The 16,015-nt window shown below is 44.4% G+C and carries 15 protein-coding genes; 6 read left to right on the top strand and 9 right to left on the bottom strand.

Annotated features, from left to right (window positions below; genetic code table 11):
- The first annotated feature begins 46 nt into the window (after window positions 1-46).
- The gene (locus tag EST42_RS05160) at window positions 47-1,105 is read left to right on the top strand and encodes a PTS sugar transporter subunit IIC (RefSeq protein WP_134644510.1); all 1,059 of its coding nucleotides are present in this window, start codon (window positions 47-49) and stop codon (window positions 1,103-1,105) included.
- Window positions 1,106-1,202: 97 nt separating this feature from the next.
- Here EST42_RS05160 and EST42_RS11070 read toward each other — a convergent pair whose 3' ends face one another.
- Complete coding sequence (locus EST42_RS11070) at window positions 1,203-1,415, bottom strand: TMEM164 family acyltransferase (RefSeq protein WP_245150392.1); 213 nt, start codon at window positions 1,413-1,415, stop codon at window positions 1,203-1,205.
- 115 nt (window positions 1,416-1,530) lie between these two features.
- Complete coding sequence (locus EST42_RS11065) at window positions 1,531-1,767, bottom strand: hypothetical protein (protein WP_245150391.1); 237 nt, start codon at window positions 1,765-1,767, stop codon at window positions 1,531-1,533.
- Window positions 1,768-1,867: 100 nt separating this feature from the next.
- Here EST42_RS11065 and EST42_RS05150 point away from each other — a divergent pair, with 100 nt between their 5' ends.
- A complete protein-coding gene (locus tag EST42_RS05150; RefSeq protein ID WP_134644509.1) occupies window positions 1,868-2,569 on the top strand; it encodes a ribonuclease H family protein in 702 nt (233 codons plus the stop codon).
- Window positions 2,570-2,726: 157 nt separating this feature from the next.
- Here EST42_RS05150 and EST42_RS05145 read toward each other — a convergent pair whose 3' ends face one another.
- Together EST42_RS05145 and EST42_RS05140 are read right to left on the bottom strand one after the other, a co-directional pair.
- The gene (locus EST42_RS05145; RefSeq protein ID WP_134644508.1) at window positions 2,727-3,029 is read right to left on the bottom strand and encodes a hypothetical protein; all 303 of its coding nucleotides are present in this window, start codon (window positions 3,027-3,029) and stop codon (window positions 2,727-2,729) included.
- A gap of 149 nt (window positions 3,030-3,178) precedes the next feature.
- Window positions 3,179-3,850 (bottom strand): HAD hydrolase family protein, encoded by a 672-nt coding sequence (locus EST42_RS05140; protein WP_245150390.1) that lies wholly within the window; start codon window positions 3,848-3,850, stop codon window positions 3,179-3,181.
- 220 nt (window positions 3,851-4,070) lie between these two features.
- On the opposite strand from EST42_RS05140, the gene EST42_RS05135 reads away from it, so the two are divergent.
- Window positions 4,071-7,163, top strand: a complete 3,093-nt coding sequence (locus tag EST42_RS05135; RefSeq protein WP_134644507.1) for an MMPL family transporter — start codon at window positions 4,071-4,073, stop codon at window positions 7,161-7,163.
- 80 nt (window positions 7,164-7,243) lie between these two features.
- Here the strand turns inward: EST42_RS05135 and EST42_RS05130 are convergent, their stop codons facing one another.
- The 4 genes from EST42_RS05130 to EST42_RS05115 form a co-directional block, all read right to left on the bottom strand.
- Window positions 7,244-8,410 carry an ABC transporter permease gene (locus EST42_RS05130; protein WP_134644506.1) on the bottom strand — a complete coding sequence of 389 codons (1,167 nt, stop codon included), beginning with the start codon at window positions 8,408-8,410 and terminating at the stop codon, window positions 7,244-7,246.
- Window positions 8,407-9,087, bottom strand: coding sequence for an ABC transporter ATP-binding protein (locus EST42_RS05125; protein ID WP_134644505.1), 681 nt, complete (start codon window positions 9,085-9,087; stop codon window positions 8,407-8,409). The genes EST42_RS05130 and EST42_RS05125 overlap by 4 nt, the downstream gene beginning before the upstream one ends.
- A complete protein-coding gene (locus tag EST42_RS05120; RefSeq protein ID WP_134644504.1) occupies window positions 9,080-10,123 on the bottom strand; it encodes an efflux RND transporter periplasmic adaptor subunit in 1,044 nt (347 codons plus the stop codon). Before EST42_RS05120 ends, EST42_RS05125 begins: the two co-directional genes overlap by 8 nt.
- A gap of 183 nt (window positions 10,124-10,306) precedes the next feature.
- Complete coding sequence (locus EST42_RS05115) at window positions 10,307-11,650, bottom strand: TrkH family potassium uptake protein (RefSeq protein ID WP_134644503.1); 1,344 nt, start codon at window positions 11,648-11,650, stop codon at window positions 10,307-10,309.
- Window positions 11,651-12,380: 730 nt separating this feature from the next.
- Between EST42_RS05115 and rlmH the strand changes: the two genes are divergently transcribed.
- The 3 genes from rlmH (at window position 12,381) to EST42_RS05100 (ending at window position 15,573) form a co-directional block, all read left to right on the top strand.
- Entirely contained in the window at window positions 12,381-12,860 is a 480-nt protein-coding gene (gene rlmH, locus EST42_RS05110) for a 23S rRNA (pseudouridine(1915)-N(3))-methyltransferase RlmH (protein ID WP_134644502.1), read from the top strand.
- A 323-nt stretch (window positions 12,861-13,183) separates the two neighbouring features.
- Window positions 13,184-14,122, top strand: coding sequence for a DMT family transporter (locus EST42_RS05105; protein WP_134644501.1), 939 nt, complete (start codon window positions 13,184-13,186; stop codon window positions 14,120-14,122).
- Window positions 14,123-14,217: 95 nt separating this feature from the next.
- Entirely contained in the window at window positions 14,218-15,573 is a 1,356-nt protein-coding gene (locus EST42_RS05100; RefSeq protein ID WP_134644500.1) for an FAD-dependent oxidoreductase, read from the top strand.
- A 47-nt stretch (window positions 15,574-15,620) separates the two neighbouring features.
- Here EST42_RS05100 and EST42_RS05095 read toward each other — a convergent pair whose 3' ends face one another.
- The gene (locus EST42_RS05095) at window positions 15,621-15,836 is read right to left on the bottom strand and encodes a hypothetical protein (protein WP_245150389.1); all 216 of its coding nucleotides are present in this window, start codon (window positions 15,834-15,836) and stop codon (window positions 15,621-15,623) included.
- Window positions 15,837-16,015: the final 179 nt, after the last annotated feature.

Raw genomic sequence — 16,015 nt, 5'->3', positions numbered from 1 at the left:
GACAAATTGCCGGTTTTCCTGACCCATCAGCTATGGAGAAAAATCTATGACACAACGATTTCGACTAAACACATCCAGCTTACAAGATTTCACATTAAACGTCTTAAACGGGAATAGCTTAGGTATTGTTATCGCGCTCATTCCCGCTGCTTTAACCAGTCAATTACTGACTTTCTTCGGTCAACATCCCTGGGTGACAACCGTTACGATGATGACCAACGTTGCCCAAAGCATGTTGCCTATTATCTCGGCCTTCGCCGTTGGCGCATTCTTACGACTCGGCACCCTGGAATCCGCCGCGATTGCGCTAGCCAGTGTCGTTTCCGGTGGCGTGGTTCATAGCAACAGCAACGGTCTCTATACATTAGCTGGTTCCGGCGCAATTCTAAACGTCATGTTGGTGACCTATCTATCAGCGGGCTTAGTACTATTACTCCAAGATAAACTGGGCCAGTTAAAATTAATTTTTTTGCCCACCATCGTGCTTTTAATTGGCGGGAGTATTGGCCTCGTTACCTTACCTTGGATGCTAACTATTCAAGGGTTTATCGGATCACTAACTGCCAGTGCGACACATTTTTCACCCCTTCCCATGGGTATCATCTTAGGGATGGCTTTCGCTGCCCTAATCGTGTCGCCCCTATCATCGGTTGGCATTGCCACGGCGATCAATCTTGCAGGCATCGGGGCTGGTGCCGCCAATGCAGGGATTGTTGCTGGTGCATTAACGTTAGCTTGGATGAGCGCTACAGTTAATCCAATTGGTGGTACCATCGCCCATGTGATTGGCTCACCCAAAATCCAAATGGCCAATCTCTTAAAGAAGCCATTGCTATTCGTTCCTGTCATCCTAGCTGCTGGTATTACTGGTGGCGTCGCAACACTGGCGCACATCCAAGGCACGCCCTTCTCCGCGGGTTTCGGGGCTTCAGGTTTAATCGGACCACTAACCGCTTGGCAAGTTTCCGGCCATGACGGTTTAATTTGGCGCATTAGCTTAACCTACTTGATAGCGCCCGTACTAACCGCCTGGCTAATGACCGTCATTTTTGTTAAAAAAACACGCCTGATTACACCAGCAACCGATTTAAAAATTCCGCTCTAATGCACCACAGTTAAAAACCGCAAATACGCTGATTCAAAGTTGCGTATTTGCGGTTTTTAAACGCGTTCCGAAAGGCTGCTCCCGATGATCACGTTGTTTATGCCCAAATCGGTTTAGGCCTTGGTACCAAGGTCCATGGCAGATACATCACCATCCACAGCACACCCAATAACATGATAATCACGCTAATATACAACGCCCCATGACCAAACATATGCTGCAATGGTTCAAGTGGCGAACCCGGTGCTGCTGTATTTAAAAAGAAAAAATTCGTCTGCAGACGCGCATTGACCCACAAAACAAACGGCATCCCAAATTGTCAAACTGTACAAAATGGCCTGGATTGTTTTATCTGGCTTGATAGCATCAATTGCAACCATCATCAACCCAAACTCACGTATATGAAATGGCAACAGATTAGGGTCCTACTGTCCGGTTGTGGCTAAATAAATATCCTTAAATAATTCCATCGTCCAAATCGCCAACGCAATCCCCCAACGTTGATGGCGCCGTCCGGCCAACGTCAAGCGTTGATAGCGATGCACCAAATGATAAATGTCAATCGCCAGTACGCCTAATACTGCGAGATGCGTTCCCGAAAATTGGCCAAATCCAATACCAGCTGGTACATCTGGCTGATACGTCAAATAATAGTTAAACATCCATAATTCCCCATGAATAAGTATGAGAATTGAATAATACCGTTCATGCTTAATTTACGCTATCATTAATAAATAACAATTGAGATTCGGGGAAGAAAACATGAAGACCTATGCAATCGTTGGCAATCAGTTCGAAGGCCTTTACACCAAGCCTTGGTCTGAGGTACAACGCTATACACATACCAAACCAACACCAAAGTATAAGGGATTTGCCACGCGTGCCGAGGCACAAGCGTGGTTTGATGATCAAACCGGGGCGTCGGGCAATACGGCGCGCCAATACGTAACCGCCTATGATGGTCAGTTCAACGCCGAGCCAAGTCGTTACTACATCTTTACCGATGGCGGTAGTCGGAATACTGGTAACGTAGCGGGTGGTCACGTCCGTCCCACCGACAAGGCAGCCTGGGCCATCGCAATTTATCGTGGTGATGATATGCAAACGCCGGTATTTACTGACAGCGGTGCCTTTTTCGGGCGAACAAACAACGAGATGGAAATTCTTGGTTTGATTAACGCCTTACTTCAAATGACCAAGGTCAGCGAGCCGGTAACTATTGTGAGTGATTCAAAGTACGTTTTAGATACGGTAACCGACTGGATGTACAACTGGCAATCAAACGGTTGGCGCAAATCTAGCGGTGAAATCGCAAACCTAACTGCTTGGCAACAAGTCTACGAATTGGTTCAGCAAGTTCAAGACCGCTTGGCATTTATTTGGGTTAAGGGGCACGCAACGAGTGCGGGAAACATCCGCGTCGATCAGTTGCTGAATGACGCCATGGATCAGCTGAAAAAGTAATCAAAAACAACCTGTCTGACTAAAAGCAGACCGGTTGTTTTTTGATTTAAAACGCTGGAAACCCTTGTTATTACTGTTTTGTGATTTTATTTACTAGTATCTTTAGAAAATTCAAACCTTTTGTAGTGAATGTTCTCACAATACGGAATAACGCCCCCTAAAAGGCTGCTAACGTTCGCTGCGCAAGTTCGGTCTCATCCCCACATGCCATCACCAACACCGGTAACTGTAACGTCATTTTGAGATCTTCTGCCACCACATCCTGCTCGTTACCCAGCGATACGCCAATGCCAGTTAATGCGTACAATGCGCCATATAGGCGGGTCATACGCTGCATTCGTAAAAGTAACGCATCCTTAGTTTCAGGCACCTCAAACACCCCATGTTCGCGACAACCGCCTTCTTCATAAACCGCACAGATGACTGAATCTGGTGCCACATTAAACGTTAAAACTGCCATATATGCCCCCAATCTTAACTTTCATATGCGAACAAAATGTAAATCTTACTAACATCATCTTAACATTTATGTATAACCAGTTTGTGAAGTTCACAAACTCAGCCTATGAAACTTATGGTACGAATTAACACTATATACAAAAATGCGTTTCAATATGCATATGGGTGCGCTGCCAAAGCTAATATTTCCGCATCATTTAGTCCGTCACCAAACACGACCAACAATTGATCAGCGGTAACGTCGTAATAATCTGCCAGCACTTTAATACCATTGGCTCTATTCACATCTGGTGCCACCATATCAACCGACCCATAACCAGACGTTGTCACGTGGGCGGCTGACCCCAATGCTTGTTGCGCGGCTTGAATAAAATGATTAGTCTGATAATCTGCATAGTCAATCGTTACTTTTAAAATCAGTTCATCAATTTCCGCCAGGCTATCAATCATCGTAACATGTGCAAACATCATCAACACTAGTGATTGATGAGCTAAGTTCAACCGACCTTGATCACGCAATATATATACGCCGTGACGCCCAGTAAACAGGGCACCTTGCCGAGGATCGAAGGGCAAGTGGGCCACAACTTGCATTATGGTTGCGACCTCTGGCACTTCAAGCCCCGACACCTTCAACGTTTTACCATCCGCAGTCTTAACAATCGCACCGTTATCAGCCACTAAATTATAACGCCCTGCAAAGCGTTTAAAATGTTTATCAATTTGTTCTTCAGTGCGACCACTATCCACGATAAATCGCGCATCCTGTGCCGCTAATAATTGTAAAATGCGATCAAAATGGGCCTCATTAAAACGCTTCACGTCCGTTAAAAAGTCCCATCTAAATCAGTCGCGACCAAACTAATTTCTGCCATTGTCATTTACTCCCCAATCCAGTGCACTGTTTTACCTTTAATTGTACTTAATTTGGGCCTAGTTTTTCGCAAATAATCCCTAAATTTAGACACGTAACATGTTAAAATATATCTAGTGTACTTTATATCACACGTGTACTTATACAATTGAATACGAGGATTTTGTCATGAAATGGTTTAAGAAAATCCGATATTTGTATTTAGCAATTTGGGCAATTATTGCGGTCGTCGCAGTGCTCTTTTTGCCAAATATGTCGGATTTGGCGCAAACAAAGGGGCAAATCTCCTTACCTGCGTCATCACAGACTTCGAAATCTGCTGACCTAAGTAACATCTACAACGGGGGAAGCGATCAAACTTACGATTTGACCGCAGTTTATACGTCATCAGATGGGAAGAAAATCAGCAAGGCAGAGAAAAAGGATCTTAAGGATACCCTTGAGAACTTGAAATTACGTGAGGAGCAATATGGCATCACTAATCTGACGTCATTTGCGACAAGCAAGTCCGTTGCTAACCGTCTAAACTCGAAGGACGGTATGACAACGCTGGTTCAAATCAGTGTCGACAAGTCACAAGGTAACGTCAAGGAAGTGGCCAATTCCCTGACTGATGCGCTATCAACTGATGGGTTGAAGCTTCGTTTGACTGGTGAGGATTTGATCACGTATGACTTCGCAAGTACAACTCAGACTGGTGTGAAGCGTACTGAAATCATTGCCATTATCTTTATTTTGGTTGTGTTGATTTTGGTATTCCGCTCACCAATCGTGCCAATCGCCTCATTATTGACGGTCGGCATTAGCTACTTGGTCTCATTGAGCGTTGTCGGAAATTTGGTGCAAAGCTTCAATTTTCCATTCTCAACGTTCACCCAAGTATTCTTGGTTGTAGTGCTATTTGGAATTGGAACTGACTACAATATCCTGATGTACTCACGTTTCCGTGAGCAATTGGGTATCGATGACGATCCAGTTACCGCCGCTTTAGTTGCTCGCAAGACAGCTGGTCGTACGATTTTCTACAGTGGTACAGCCGTATTGATTGGATTCGCCGCCCTTGGTTTGGCAAACTTCCAACTTTACAAGGCAACTAGCGCCGTCGCTCTTGGTGTGTTGGTCATGTTATTCGTGATGAGCACATTGAATCCAGCCATCATGTCGTTACTTGGTAAGACTTTGTTCTGGCCAAGCAAGAAGTTCAACGAACCTGAGACCAGCAAGCTTTGGACTAAGTTTTCATCGTTTGCGGTTGGAAAGCCAATTCTAACGATTTTGGCTGTCTTGTTGGTGACAGTGCCATTAGCAGTGACAAACAATAAGCCATTGAACTTTAACGACTTGTGGGAAGTTTCTGACGTATATGACTCAAAGTCAGCCGTCCAAACGATTGAAGATCACTATCCAGCCGGTTATGCATCACCTGCAACTGTGTACATTCACTCAAAGAAGGCGATGAACAACAACAAAGCTTTGGCGATTATTGATAACCTAACTGGTCAAATCAATAACTTGAATGGGGTGGCCAGCGTTGCCGGTCCGACCCGTCCAACGGCTGAAAAGATCACGTCACTTTACACGGCATCACAAAGCGCTAGCTTGTCAGACAAGCTAGACGATGCCAAGACTGGGACGAAGACCATCAGCAAGTCTTTGACAGATGCTTCAAGTCAACTTAACAGCACTGATCAATTAGCATCAGCCGCTGCGCCATTGACTTCAAGTACCAACGATTTGGCGAATGGCGCTTCAGAATTGCAGGGTGTTTTGTCAACTTTGACAAGCGGTATGCAATCAGGTCAATCTAGCGCTGCTGAATTGTCAACTAACTTGTCAAACGCGGTTGCAGTTGTGAACGGCTTGGCAACGACGCTTGATACCTTAAATACGTCAGTCCCAACTTTGACGGCTAACTTACGTCAAACAGCTGACACATTGGGCGCTGCGCAATCAGCTTTGGCCACTGCCAACCAAGGCTTCACGTCAATTCGTGACACCTTGAATGGTGACGCCTCTGTTAACCAAAACGGTAAAGTACAATCAGCCATTCAAACGGCTGAATCAAATATTGATTCACTAACGGCTAGTTCACAGTCATTGGCCAACGCCAGTGCGATGAACAACGATATGGTCACATCAGCTGAATCACTGAGCAGTAGTTTGTCACAAATCGCTGACAGCGTTCACCAATTGCAAGCTGCTTTGACCCAAATGCAAGCCGGTGCCGGCACACTAAGCTCAAGCTTGGACAGCGGTTCATCTGCTGCCGGTGAGGTATCAACCAAGTCAGGTGCTTTGACATCTGGTTTGTCATCATTGCAATCAGGTCAACAACAATTGAGCCAAGGCATTAGCGATTTGCAAAGCCAATCAAAGGAATTGCAAAGTGGCTTGTCTGAAGGTTCAGCTGGCTTGAACAAAATCGGTAAGGGGTTGGGCACAGCCACAACTTACTTGTCTGATTTGAGTAACACCGGAACCTCAGTCTTCTATGTACCAACTGAGGTCTTGAAGGGTAAGACGTTCAAGAGTGCTTTGACGAGTTATATGTCAGCTGATCATAAGACGTTGCAATTACAAGTAATTATGAATGAAAACCCATTCTCACGTCGTGCAATGCCAGTTTCAAAGAACATCCAAAAGGTTGCTACCAACGCGCTTCGCGGCACGAAGTTAGCTGGCTCAGAGGTTGCGATTGCTGGTACGGCTGCTCGTAACGATGATTTGAAGAAGATTTCTCAAGCTGACTTCATCCGTACTGCAGCCATCATGTTGGCCGGTATCTTGTTAGTGTTGATTATCATCACCCGTTCACTCATCAAGCCAATCTTGATTGTGCTTGGTCTATTACTTTCATACGGTGCCGCTTTGCACCTTGGTCAACTGTTGATTGCCCAAGTAATGGACACGAATGAATTGTCATGGAATGTGCCATTCTTTAGTTTCATCATGTTAGTTGCCTTGGGAGTTGATTACTCAATCTTCCTCATGATGCGCTACCGTGAAGCTGAAGGAAACGCCTCAACGCGAATGGTCACAGCGGCCGGTGTTATCGGCGCTGTGGTACTATCAGCCGCATTGATTTTGGCTGGTACGTTCGCAGCCTTGATTCCATCAGGGGTCTTATCGTTAATCGAAGTTGCTACGGTCGTTATCATCGGATTGGCGTTCTTGAGTTTGATCGTCATGCCATTGTTCTTGCCTGCCGGGGTTGCCTTGGCAAACAAGCTATTGGTTAAGGCCGTTGAAAACGAGAGTTAATCAGGTTTAAACATAAAAAACGCATTCGCGCTAAGCGGATGCGTTTTTTTGCATATTAGTTTGTTATTGCTGCAAGGTATCTAGCGCAAGATATCAATTAAGTTCTTATTCGCTGCTTGCTTAGCTGGTAACAGGCCAAACACAATTCCAACGGCTGTGGAAACACCAAATGCTAACGAGACCGAAGCAGGGGTGACAATCGCTCTGAACGGCATCGCCATCGATGCAACAGCTGCCACACTAGTACCAATAACTAGGCCAATGACACCACCCGAAACCGTTAAAATAATCGCTTCTAGCAGGAATTGCATCATGATATTTTTAGGCGTGGCCCCTAACGCCAAGCGCACACCAATTTCTTGTGTTCGTTCAGAAACTGAAATGTACATCATATTCATCACGCCAATCCCAGCAATGAACAATGAAATGCCCGCAATTGCTGCCACAAAATAGGTGATTCCTGAAATCGATTTGCTAATTCCCTTCAGCAACTTGCCCATATCAATATACTCATAGCTACCATCACGATGATGACTCCCTAATTTTTTCAGTTGATGCAAGGCCTGTTTAGCACCCAGACTTACCTGAGCACCAGACTTAAAAGTTAGCTTAATACCATTACCTTGCTTCCCATTACTCGAGTTAAGATACAGGGTCTTCGGCAACCGTGCATCGGCAACTTTATTATGATAAACCCCAATAACCGTATACGTTGTTTGCTGGACCGTAACCGAAGTCCCGACGGCATTCGCAGCCGTCGTATACATCTTGGTTGCTAACTTATCCGACATCAACATAACTGGATTCTTCACTTCAAAATCGTAAGTCGTCAAATTTTGACCCGCAACAATTGGTTGTTTAACGGGCTTGTTAACCAAATCCGCCGTCATCGCTTGCTGGCTATCATTAATAATCGCGGTCATGCCAATTTTCTTCGTTTGTTGCAAAATTTCAACCTTCGCAACGCCCTTGAGATTAGCGTCCATCAACATAGTGACATCCCGATTGTCAAAGCCCGGTTCATTTAAAAACATATCGCGTGAATTGTAGTAAATCTCCGCCGTTTGTTGCCCGGTTTGGGTCGTATCTAAATCCCGTAGCATCTGTTTTTTAACACCCGCACCTAGTGACATAATCGTGACGACTGACGCAATGCCAATGATAATCCCGATAGTGGTTAAAAAACTCCGCTTCGGATTAGCAATCAAGGCATGCCATGATGCCTTCACTAATTCAGAAAATCTCATGATGACACCTCCGAATCTGCAATAATGCGACCATCTAGAATTTCAACCGTCCGCTTCGTTGCTGCGGCCACATTAGGATCGTGTGTGACTAAGATAATCGTTGTGCCTTGGTCGTTCAACTCTTTAAAGAGTTGCATAATTTCGGCTGAGGTCCGACTATCTAATGCACCTGTTGGCTCGTCCGCAATCAGAAAACTTGGATTGGCAACCAACGCACGCGCAATTGACACACGCTGTTGTTGCCCACCAGATAGGGCGGTGGGGAGCTTATCACCTACGTCAGGCAGCCCAACCCGTGTTAACTGTTCATCAATCCGGGCCTGCACTTGGCGTCGTTTTTCACCGGCATAAAGTAAGGGGAGGGCAATGTTATCGCTCACCGACATCGTCCGAATCAGCTTGAAATTTTGAAAAATAAACCCCACGCTGGCATTACGGAAAGGCGTTAATTCCGCTCGTTTTAATGTTTGAATTTGTGTGTCATTAAATTGATACTCACCTTCAAATTGATCATCTAAAAAGCCAATAATGTTAATTAACGTCGACTTACCTGATCCTGATTGGCCAATAATTGAGACATATTCACCAGCATCAATCGCCAAATTAATATCATGCAAGACATGAAATTGATTGCCACCTTGACGATACGACTTATTGATATTTTTTAAATTAATCACTAATCGCCACCTGTGCCGCATCTTTTAACTTATTATCCGGGTTCATAATAATGCGTTCCTTAGCTTGTAGGCCGGCCGTGACAACTAAATAACCATCCCGCTTTTCAGTTGTCACTGGCGTCTTACGGGCCTTACCCGCAACATAGCGATATACATGGCCGTGTTTAACAGCCGCCATTGGTACCCGAATCCCATCTTGCGGCACTGTGATTGTCAGTGATTGGCCATTCATAAATTGCGTCGCATCCAAGTTTTCCGTTGTAAATGCGTATCGCGCCATGTTTTTACTGCTTTCTTTCGCCGGATTGGTCGATAAGAAATTAAGGGTGGTTTTTGCTTCGTGTTTCGTTGCTAAAGCCTTAATGGCAACATCGCGGTGATCTTTGACTTTGTCGTAGTCGTACTCACTAACCAAACCAGTTGCTTGTAGTCCCGAACCGGTAATGGCCAATTGTACTTTACCGCTCTGATCATAACTTACTGAAATTCGTCCATCGTAAGGGGCCGTCACCTGACCGTACTGACTATTTTGTCCACGCTGTAATACTTGCTGACTCGTTTGCACATCCGCCTGTGCATCAGCTAAATTGCTTTTTGCATCACGCAATTGCGAGTCCAAGTCTGCCCGTGTTGGATCATCTGCAGGCAACTGTTGCAGTTGCTGTGTCAATTGATTAATTGTGTTTTGCGCACTTGTCGCTACCCGATTGCCCTTATCAAGGGTTGCTTGTTGCTCAGCCAAGTCCATTGATTTATCCAAAAAAGTCGTTAGCAACACCTGACCAGCGGTGACGGTATCACCATTGGCAACGTTCAATTGTTGCACTTTCCCCTCAGGAATCGTTAATTGTTGCTGAGCAACTGGTGCCACCTTACCAGCCACCGTAAAGGTTGACTGTTTCACCGTTGCCACCTGATAGGTTGGCGTCCCGGCCTCTTTTGTTGCCTGATGATCAGTCACATACAAGACTGTTCCACCGATGACTGCGGCCCCTAATGGTACCAACACCATCCCTAATTTAACGCGCTTACGCATATCACATATCCCCCAAAAATATTTCTTATCACCTAAATACAATATCATACATCGTATAATATGCGAAGGTTTTCTGTCATATTTTTGAATTTTTTGTGTTCTTAATGTCAAAAACAATCGTTTTAGATGTTATTTGTAACAAAAAACCGCCATGCAATTTAGCACAGCGGTTGATAAGTAAATTTACCCGATGATAACTTCCTCGGTCGGATATTGAAAACTGGTTGGCTTTTCGCGAATATTCATCACGGAAAACATCACCGTGTACAAGCCGACACGACCAATGAACATGACCATCATAATGACAATTTTCCCCAACGTTGTTAAATGGGGCGTTAATCCCAGTGAAAAACCGGTTGTTGAAAAGGCTGAAATAACCTCAAACACAATATATTCTAAGCCTTCGCCCTTCGGAATCGTTTCGGTAATACTCAAGAAGAGCGACACGCCAATGACAAACACAATAGATATCACTGCTAACATCATGGCCTTAATGACCACTTTTTGACTGAAGCGCCGACCACCAAAATTGACTTGCTCCTGGCCACGTAGCGCTGCCATTGATTGCAACCATAAAATTCCCAGCGTCGTTGTTTTAATACCACCAGAAGTTGATCCTGGCGTTCCACCAACGAACATGAGCAACATGATAATCATCAGACCAGCGGCCGTTAAATCACGTAATGGCACAACTTCCAGACCCGCAGTTCTTGGCACAACAGCTAAAAACAGAGTGTCCATGATGCGATGCCAAAGTGATGTTGACCCAGCTAATGGCGTCAGCACTTTTTCTGTGAATAAGAAGAAAACAAACGCTAAGCCGGTTAACCAGGCTGACACGTGCAAGGCCACCCGGGTGTGCAAACTCAAGCGACGCTGCTTGCGATAAAGTAATAAATCACGCCAAACCAGGAACCCCAGCGACCCAGCCGAAATCAGCAACATCCAAACAACCAGAATATACGGATCATTCCGTAAAAAGAAGACTGGTTCGTCAAAGAATGTAAAACCCGCATTTCCAAATGCTGAAATTGACGACGCGATGCTTAGGAAGATACCGTGGCTGACGCCGAAGCGGGGAATGAAGTCCGGCATCATCAGAATCGCACCGATTAATTGAATGATCGCTGATAGTGAGAAGACATACGATAACACACTTTTCACATCGGCTAAACTGCCTAGGTTTAGGGCTTGTTGGGCCATGAGTCGTGCTTTTAAATCCAAGCGTTGCCCTGTAATAGCAAACAACAGCACCGCAAACGTCATAAAGCCAAGGGCGCCAATTTCAATCATCACCAAAAGAATAATATGGCCAAACAATGACCACGTCGATGCTGTATCCAACACCGACAAACCTGTAATCGCTGTTGCCGAAACGGCGGTGAACAAGGCGTCCATATAATGAACCGTTACCCCAGCTTTCTGCGATATTGGTAACATCAAAATGCCCGCGCCAGCGATAATAATGACTAGAAATCCAAGTGTCAAAATTTGCGGCGGGGTCATTTTGCTAAGTAATTTTCTCATAAGTTAAGTATCCCCCAACTTTCTTTATTATACAGGAGTTTAGGCTTAGTTTTGCACAGAATTTTGTGGATAAAAATGATAAAAATAAACTGTTTTACCCACATCCTGTGGAAAACCTGTGGATAAGAGCCTGATTTGTGCAACGAAACCCGCTATCCACGGGGGAAAACTCACTGTGGATAACTTATGTGTAAATGCTTGCTACATGCAAAACGCCCATATAAGGGCATTTTCAATCGAACGTTAAGTTTAACCTTAATCAACAACGGGTTTTTATAGCTAACAGAATGTTATTTCGCGTTATCGTTCGCTTTTAGGAGGTTTATACACCCTTAAAAGGGACCTTCATTCACAAAAAAAAGGTAATCACGAATGTTACAAACTTACATGTTATCAATTTTTGTATCTTTAGTTTTCAACAAATTCCGGGGTGTGCAAAACTTTTTTTAGTCCGCAGCGTTCTGTGGATTTTTTGACATGTTTTTGTGACTAAATGCCGATATTGCAACGTTTTAACAGTTTTACACACTAAAACACCCATTCTGTGGATAAATGTGGATAAATTTCCCGAGAAATCACTCTAAACTTTGATATAATAAGCTTTGTTAGATATCCACAGCCCGTTTTTAACATGTGGATAAGCCAAAAGTTGCGATTTGTTCAAGCAGTTATCCACACCTGTTTAAAACTTCGATGAAATCACTAATTTGATTAAGGAAAGGCAAAGACCATGAACGTAAAAATCATTGGCGTTGGCAAGCTAAAGGAAAAATATTTGAAAGATGGTATTGCAGAATACGCCAAGCGTTTGCAAAAGTTTGCAAAATTTGAAGTAATCGAGGTCCCTGATGAGAAGGCGCCTGAACAACTTTCGCAAGCTCAAATGGATCAGGTAATGGCCAAAGAAGGAGAACGTATTCTTAGCAAAATTAAAGATAAGGAATATGTTTTTGCCCTCGCCATTAAGGGGAAGGAACGCAGTAGTGAAGAACTTGCGGCTGAAATTGATAAATTAGCACTGCGTGGCGATTCAGATTTAACCTTTGTTATCGGTGGTTCGCTTGGCCTAGCACCAGAAGTCAATGCTCGTGCTAATACGCAAATTAGTTTTGGACGCTTTACTTTGCCACACCAATTGATGCGCTTGGTTTTGACTGAACAAATTTATCGTGCCTTCATGATTAATCAGGGATCTCCTTATCACAAATAAAGCATTTAATCGTTATTTGTATTGATATTATATTTTGATCCGGCGACTTATATCGTTTAACCAAAAGGAATCTTACAAAATGACATTAAATTTTATGAAAGCTTCACGTGAAACATGATTTATTATGTATTGAAAACGCTTATAAAAAGTATTTTAACTACAGCTTGTGGGAAAACTACAATTCCCGCATGCTTTTTTATTTTTTGCCCCTGTTTCACAGGAAACTAAAAACTGAAAAATATATTGGCTTTTTTTGTGCCATCTCGTCAGAAAAGACTAAAATGATGTTATACGGTTTTTAACCAAAGAGGGGGGGCGTTACTATGCAGTACTTATTAATGGGTATTATCGCGGGTAGTCTAACACCGTTTCAAACGGCCGTTAATTCCAAGCTACGTCAATATGTCATTTCACCATTTCTATCATCATTAATTTCATTTCTCATCGGAACCATCTTCTTAACCATTGTCATTTTGGCTAGTGGTGGGCAGTTACTCTTAACCAGTCACCAAGTTGCAACTATTCCTTGGTGGGCTTACCTCGGCGGAGTTTTGGGAATGATTGGTTTAACCACCAACATTCTGCTATTCCCCATCTTAGGCAGTGTTCAAACCGTCATTATGCCCATCATGGGACAAATCCTCATGGGTATGGTCATTGATAATTTTGGTCTCTTTGGGGCTGATCACCACGCCTTATCAGTCATGCGATTGGCCGGGGTGATGCTCCTAATCATTGGCGTGTTAGTCGTTGTGGTATTACCCGGTTATCTGAGTCGCGATAAACTGGCAGAAAACGATCATGCACCCGTCAAGTTACGCTGGTTATGGCAATTAACCGGCGTCATCGTCGGGACCATGCTGGCTGTACAAGCTGCCATTAACGGCCGTTTCGGTGGGATGTTAGCCTCACCATTACATGCCGCTTGGGTATCATTTATTATCGGCTCAATCCTGCTATTCATTGTTAGTTTAGCCCACCGAAGCTTGCCTAACATGGCCAACTTGGCCCGCAATAAGACACCTTGGTGGATTTGGTTGGGTGGTTTTCTAGGTGCCACCTACATTTTCTCAAACGCCTTCTTGGTACCTAAGATTGGGACCGGTACGGTTGTGGTTTTGGCTCTATTAGGTCAGGTTATTGGTAGTCTGAGCATTGATCAATTCGGCTTGCTTGGGGCCTTTAAAAACAAAATTACCCCAATCAAAATCATTGGCTTAGTCATTATGATTTCGGGGGTTGTCCTCATTGAAATGATGTAACTTAAATCGCTACTAGCTCAACCACAGCACATGGGTTGAGCTAGTAGCTTTTTTGATATAATTAACACACTATTAGAAAATAAGAGGATTATGACATGAACAACATCCAAACTGACCTGCTCATTATTGGCGGGAGTGACGCTGGTATCTCGGCTGCTTTACGTGCCCGTGAGCTCAACAAGGACATCCGAATTACGATGGTCCTTGCTGACGAATTCCCAAACCTTTCAATCTGTGGTATTCCATACGCGGTCAGCAAGGACGTTTCTGCTTGGCAAAATTTGGCGCATCGAACGGTCAAAGACTTAGAGACGTACCAAATTGATTTTTACATGAACACTTGGGCAACTGCCATTAATCCAACTGGCCACACGGTCACTGCCACACGTGGTGGGGAAACAATCACGTTTGCTTACCAACATTTAATGGTGGGGACAGGTGCAGTACCAAAGGAATTGCCACTTACCGGCGCAGACGACGGTATCCACGTCCTACACACCATGGGCGATTTCTTTGACATCGAAGCTCAATTGGTGCAACACCGGCCAAAACGTGCGGCCATCATTGGTGCGGGGTACGTGGGCATCGAGATGGCGGAAGCCCTCACACAACGTGATGTCACTGTCTCGTTATTTCAACGGGGGCCCGAAGTACTGTCGACCATCGACGCCGATCTTGCAACATCAATTAATGACGCTTTGACGCAAAACGGCGTGCAGGTTTTCACCAACACTACCGTTACCGAAATAGTCCAAACACCAACTAGTTACCGTTTAATCGGTGGGGCTACCGACGAAACTTTTGATTTTGTCCTGGTTGTTGTCGGTGTACGACCAAATAGTACATTGCTTGAGAAAGCCGGTGCTGAAGTCACAACTAATCATGCCGTGATTGTGAACGACCGCATGCAAACTAACTTACCCGATATTTATGCGGCGGGTGATTTAGTCCAAACGAAACACCACCTCCTTGGTGATACCTATTTGCCACTTGGGACGACGGCCCACAAGCAAGGGCGCGTTGCTGGCGCGAATATCGTGGGACGTCAAACCCGATTTGCGGGGATTCTTGGATCACAAGTATTGCGTGCTTTCGACGTGATTGCTGCCCGAACTGGTTTGTTGCCTACTGAAGCCATGGCGGCCGGTTTTGACCCAATCACAACAACTGTGGTAGTGGATGATCACAAAGGGTATTATCCCGGTGCTGAAAAAATTACAATTCGCATCACCGCTGATCGCCAGACACATCGCCTATTAGGCGCGCAATTGGTTGGTAAATACGGCAGTGAAGTTGCCAAACGAGCCGATATTTTTGCGACTGCCATTTATAACGACATGACCGTGGAAGCCTTCAGCGACCTCGATTTAACTTACTCACCAGTCGTTGGCGCTCCATGGGACGCGGTACAAGCTGCCGTCCAACAACTTGAAGTCCAATTAGATACCTAATCACAATAAAACGTGTGAGATTAATTCCTATCTCACGCGTTTTATTATCATGATGCCTTTTTCTGATGATTCTTGTTAACAACATGACTACCAATTAACGCTGAAGCGCCGGTCATGAAGCCTGACAAAATTGCCAAAATAATGAAGCTAGGCATCGTTAACCCATTTTTAAATACCATGATACCAATGAACCATGCTAAATAGATGATGTCTGTTAATAATCCCCGCTTAATTGGGACTAAATATAGAAACGCTGCCAGCACAACGGCCAGACAATCACAGTCCCAGCAATATTAATAATTCTTGCGTCCCTGTCATTTTTCTACTCATCACTATTACCACACTTCTAACAAAATTGTAGCAAACTAGTGCGTACCCGAAGAAAGGAATTCGAAAAATTTACTTTTTGTCGGTTTGCGCGCATACTAGTCGTACAATCTAA

The sequence above is a fragment of the Weissella cibaria genome, from assembly GCF_004521965.1.
Classification (GTDB): Bacteria; Bacillota; Bacilli; order Lactobacillales; family Lactobacillaceae; genus Weissella; species Weissella cibaria_A.
The sequence above is the reverse complement of the archived record's forward strand: the minus strand, read 5'-3'. Positions and strand labels throughout refer to the sequence as shown.

Excerpts from the sequence above, each read along its gene's own strand:
- EST42_RS05120 (WP_134644504.1), bottom strand. The coding sequence starts at position 10,123 with ATGCGTAAGCGCGTTAAATTAGGGATGGTGTTGGTACCATTAGGGGCC.
- EST42_RS05115 (WP_134644503.1), bottom strand. The coding sequence starts at position 11,650 with ATGAGAAAATTACTTAGCAAAATGACCCCGCCGCAAATTTTGACACTT.
- rlmH (WP_134644502.1), top strand. The coding sequence starts at position 12,381 with ATGAACGTAAAAATCATTGGCGTTGGCAAGCTAAAGGAAAAATATTTG.
- EST42_RS05145 (WP_134644508.1), bottom strand. The coding sequence starts at position 3,029 with ATGGCAGTTTTAACGTTTAATGTGGCACCAGATTCAGTCATCTGTGCG.
- EST42_RS05160 (WP_134644510.1), top strand. The coding sequence starts at position 47 with ATGACACAACGATTTCGACTAAACACATCCAGCTTACAAGATTTCACA.
- EST42_RS11065 (WP_245150391.1), bottom strand. The coding sequence starts at position 1,767 with ATGTTTAACTATTATTTGACGTATCAGCCAGATGTACCAGCTGGTATT.
- EST42_RS05130 (WP_134644506.1), bottom strand. The coding sequence starts at position 8,410 with ATGAGATTTTCTGAATTAGTGAAGGCATCATGGCATGCCTTGATTGCT.
- EST42_RS11070 (WP_245150392.1), bottom strand. The coding sequence starts at position 1,415 with ATGCCGTTTGTTTTGTGGGTCAATGCGCGTCTGCAGACGAATTTTTTC.
- EST42_RS05150 (WP_134644509.1), top strand. The coding sequence starts at position 1,868 with ATGAAGACCTATGCAATCGTTGGCAATCAGTTCGAAGGCCTTTACACC.
- EST42_RS05105 (WP_134644501.1), top strand. The coding sequence starts at position 13,184 with ATGCAGTACTTATTAATGGGTATTATCGCGGGTAGTCTAACACCGTTT.
- EST42_RS05100 (WP_134644500.1), top strand. The coding sequence starts at position 14,218 with ATGAACAACATCCAAACTGACCTGCTCATTATTGGCGGGAGTGACGCT.
- EST42_RS05135 (WP_134644507.1), top strand. The coding sequence starts at position 4,071 with ATGAAATGGTTTAAGAAAATCCGATATTTGTATTTAGCAATTTGGGCA.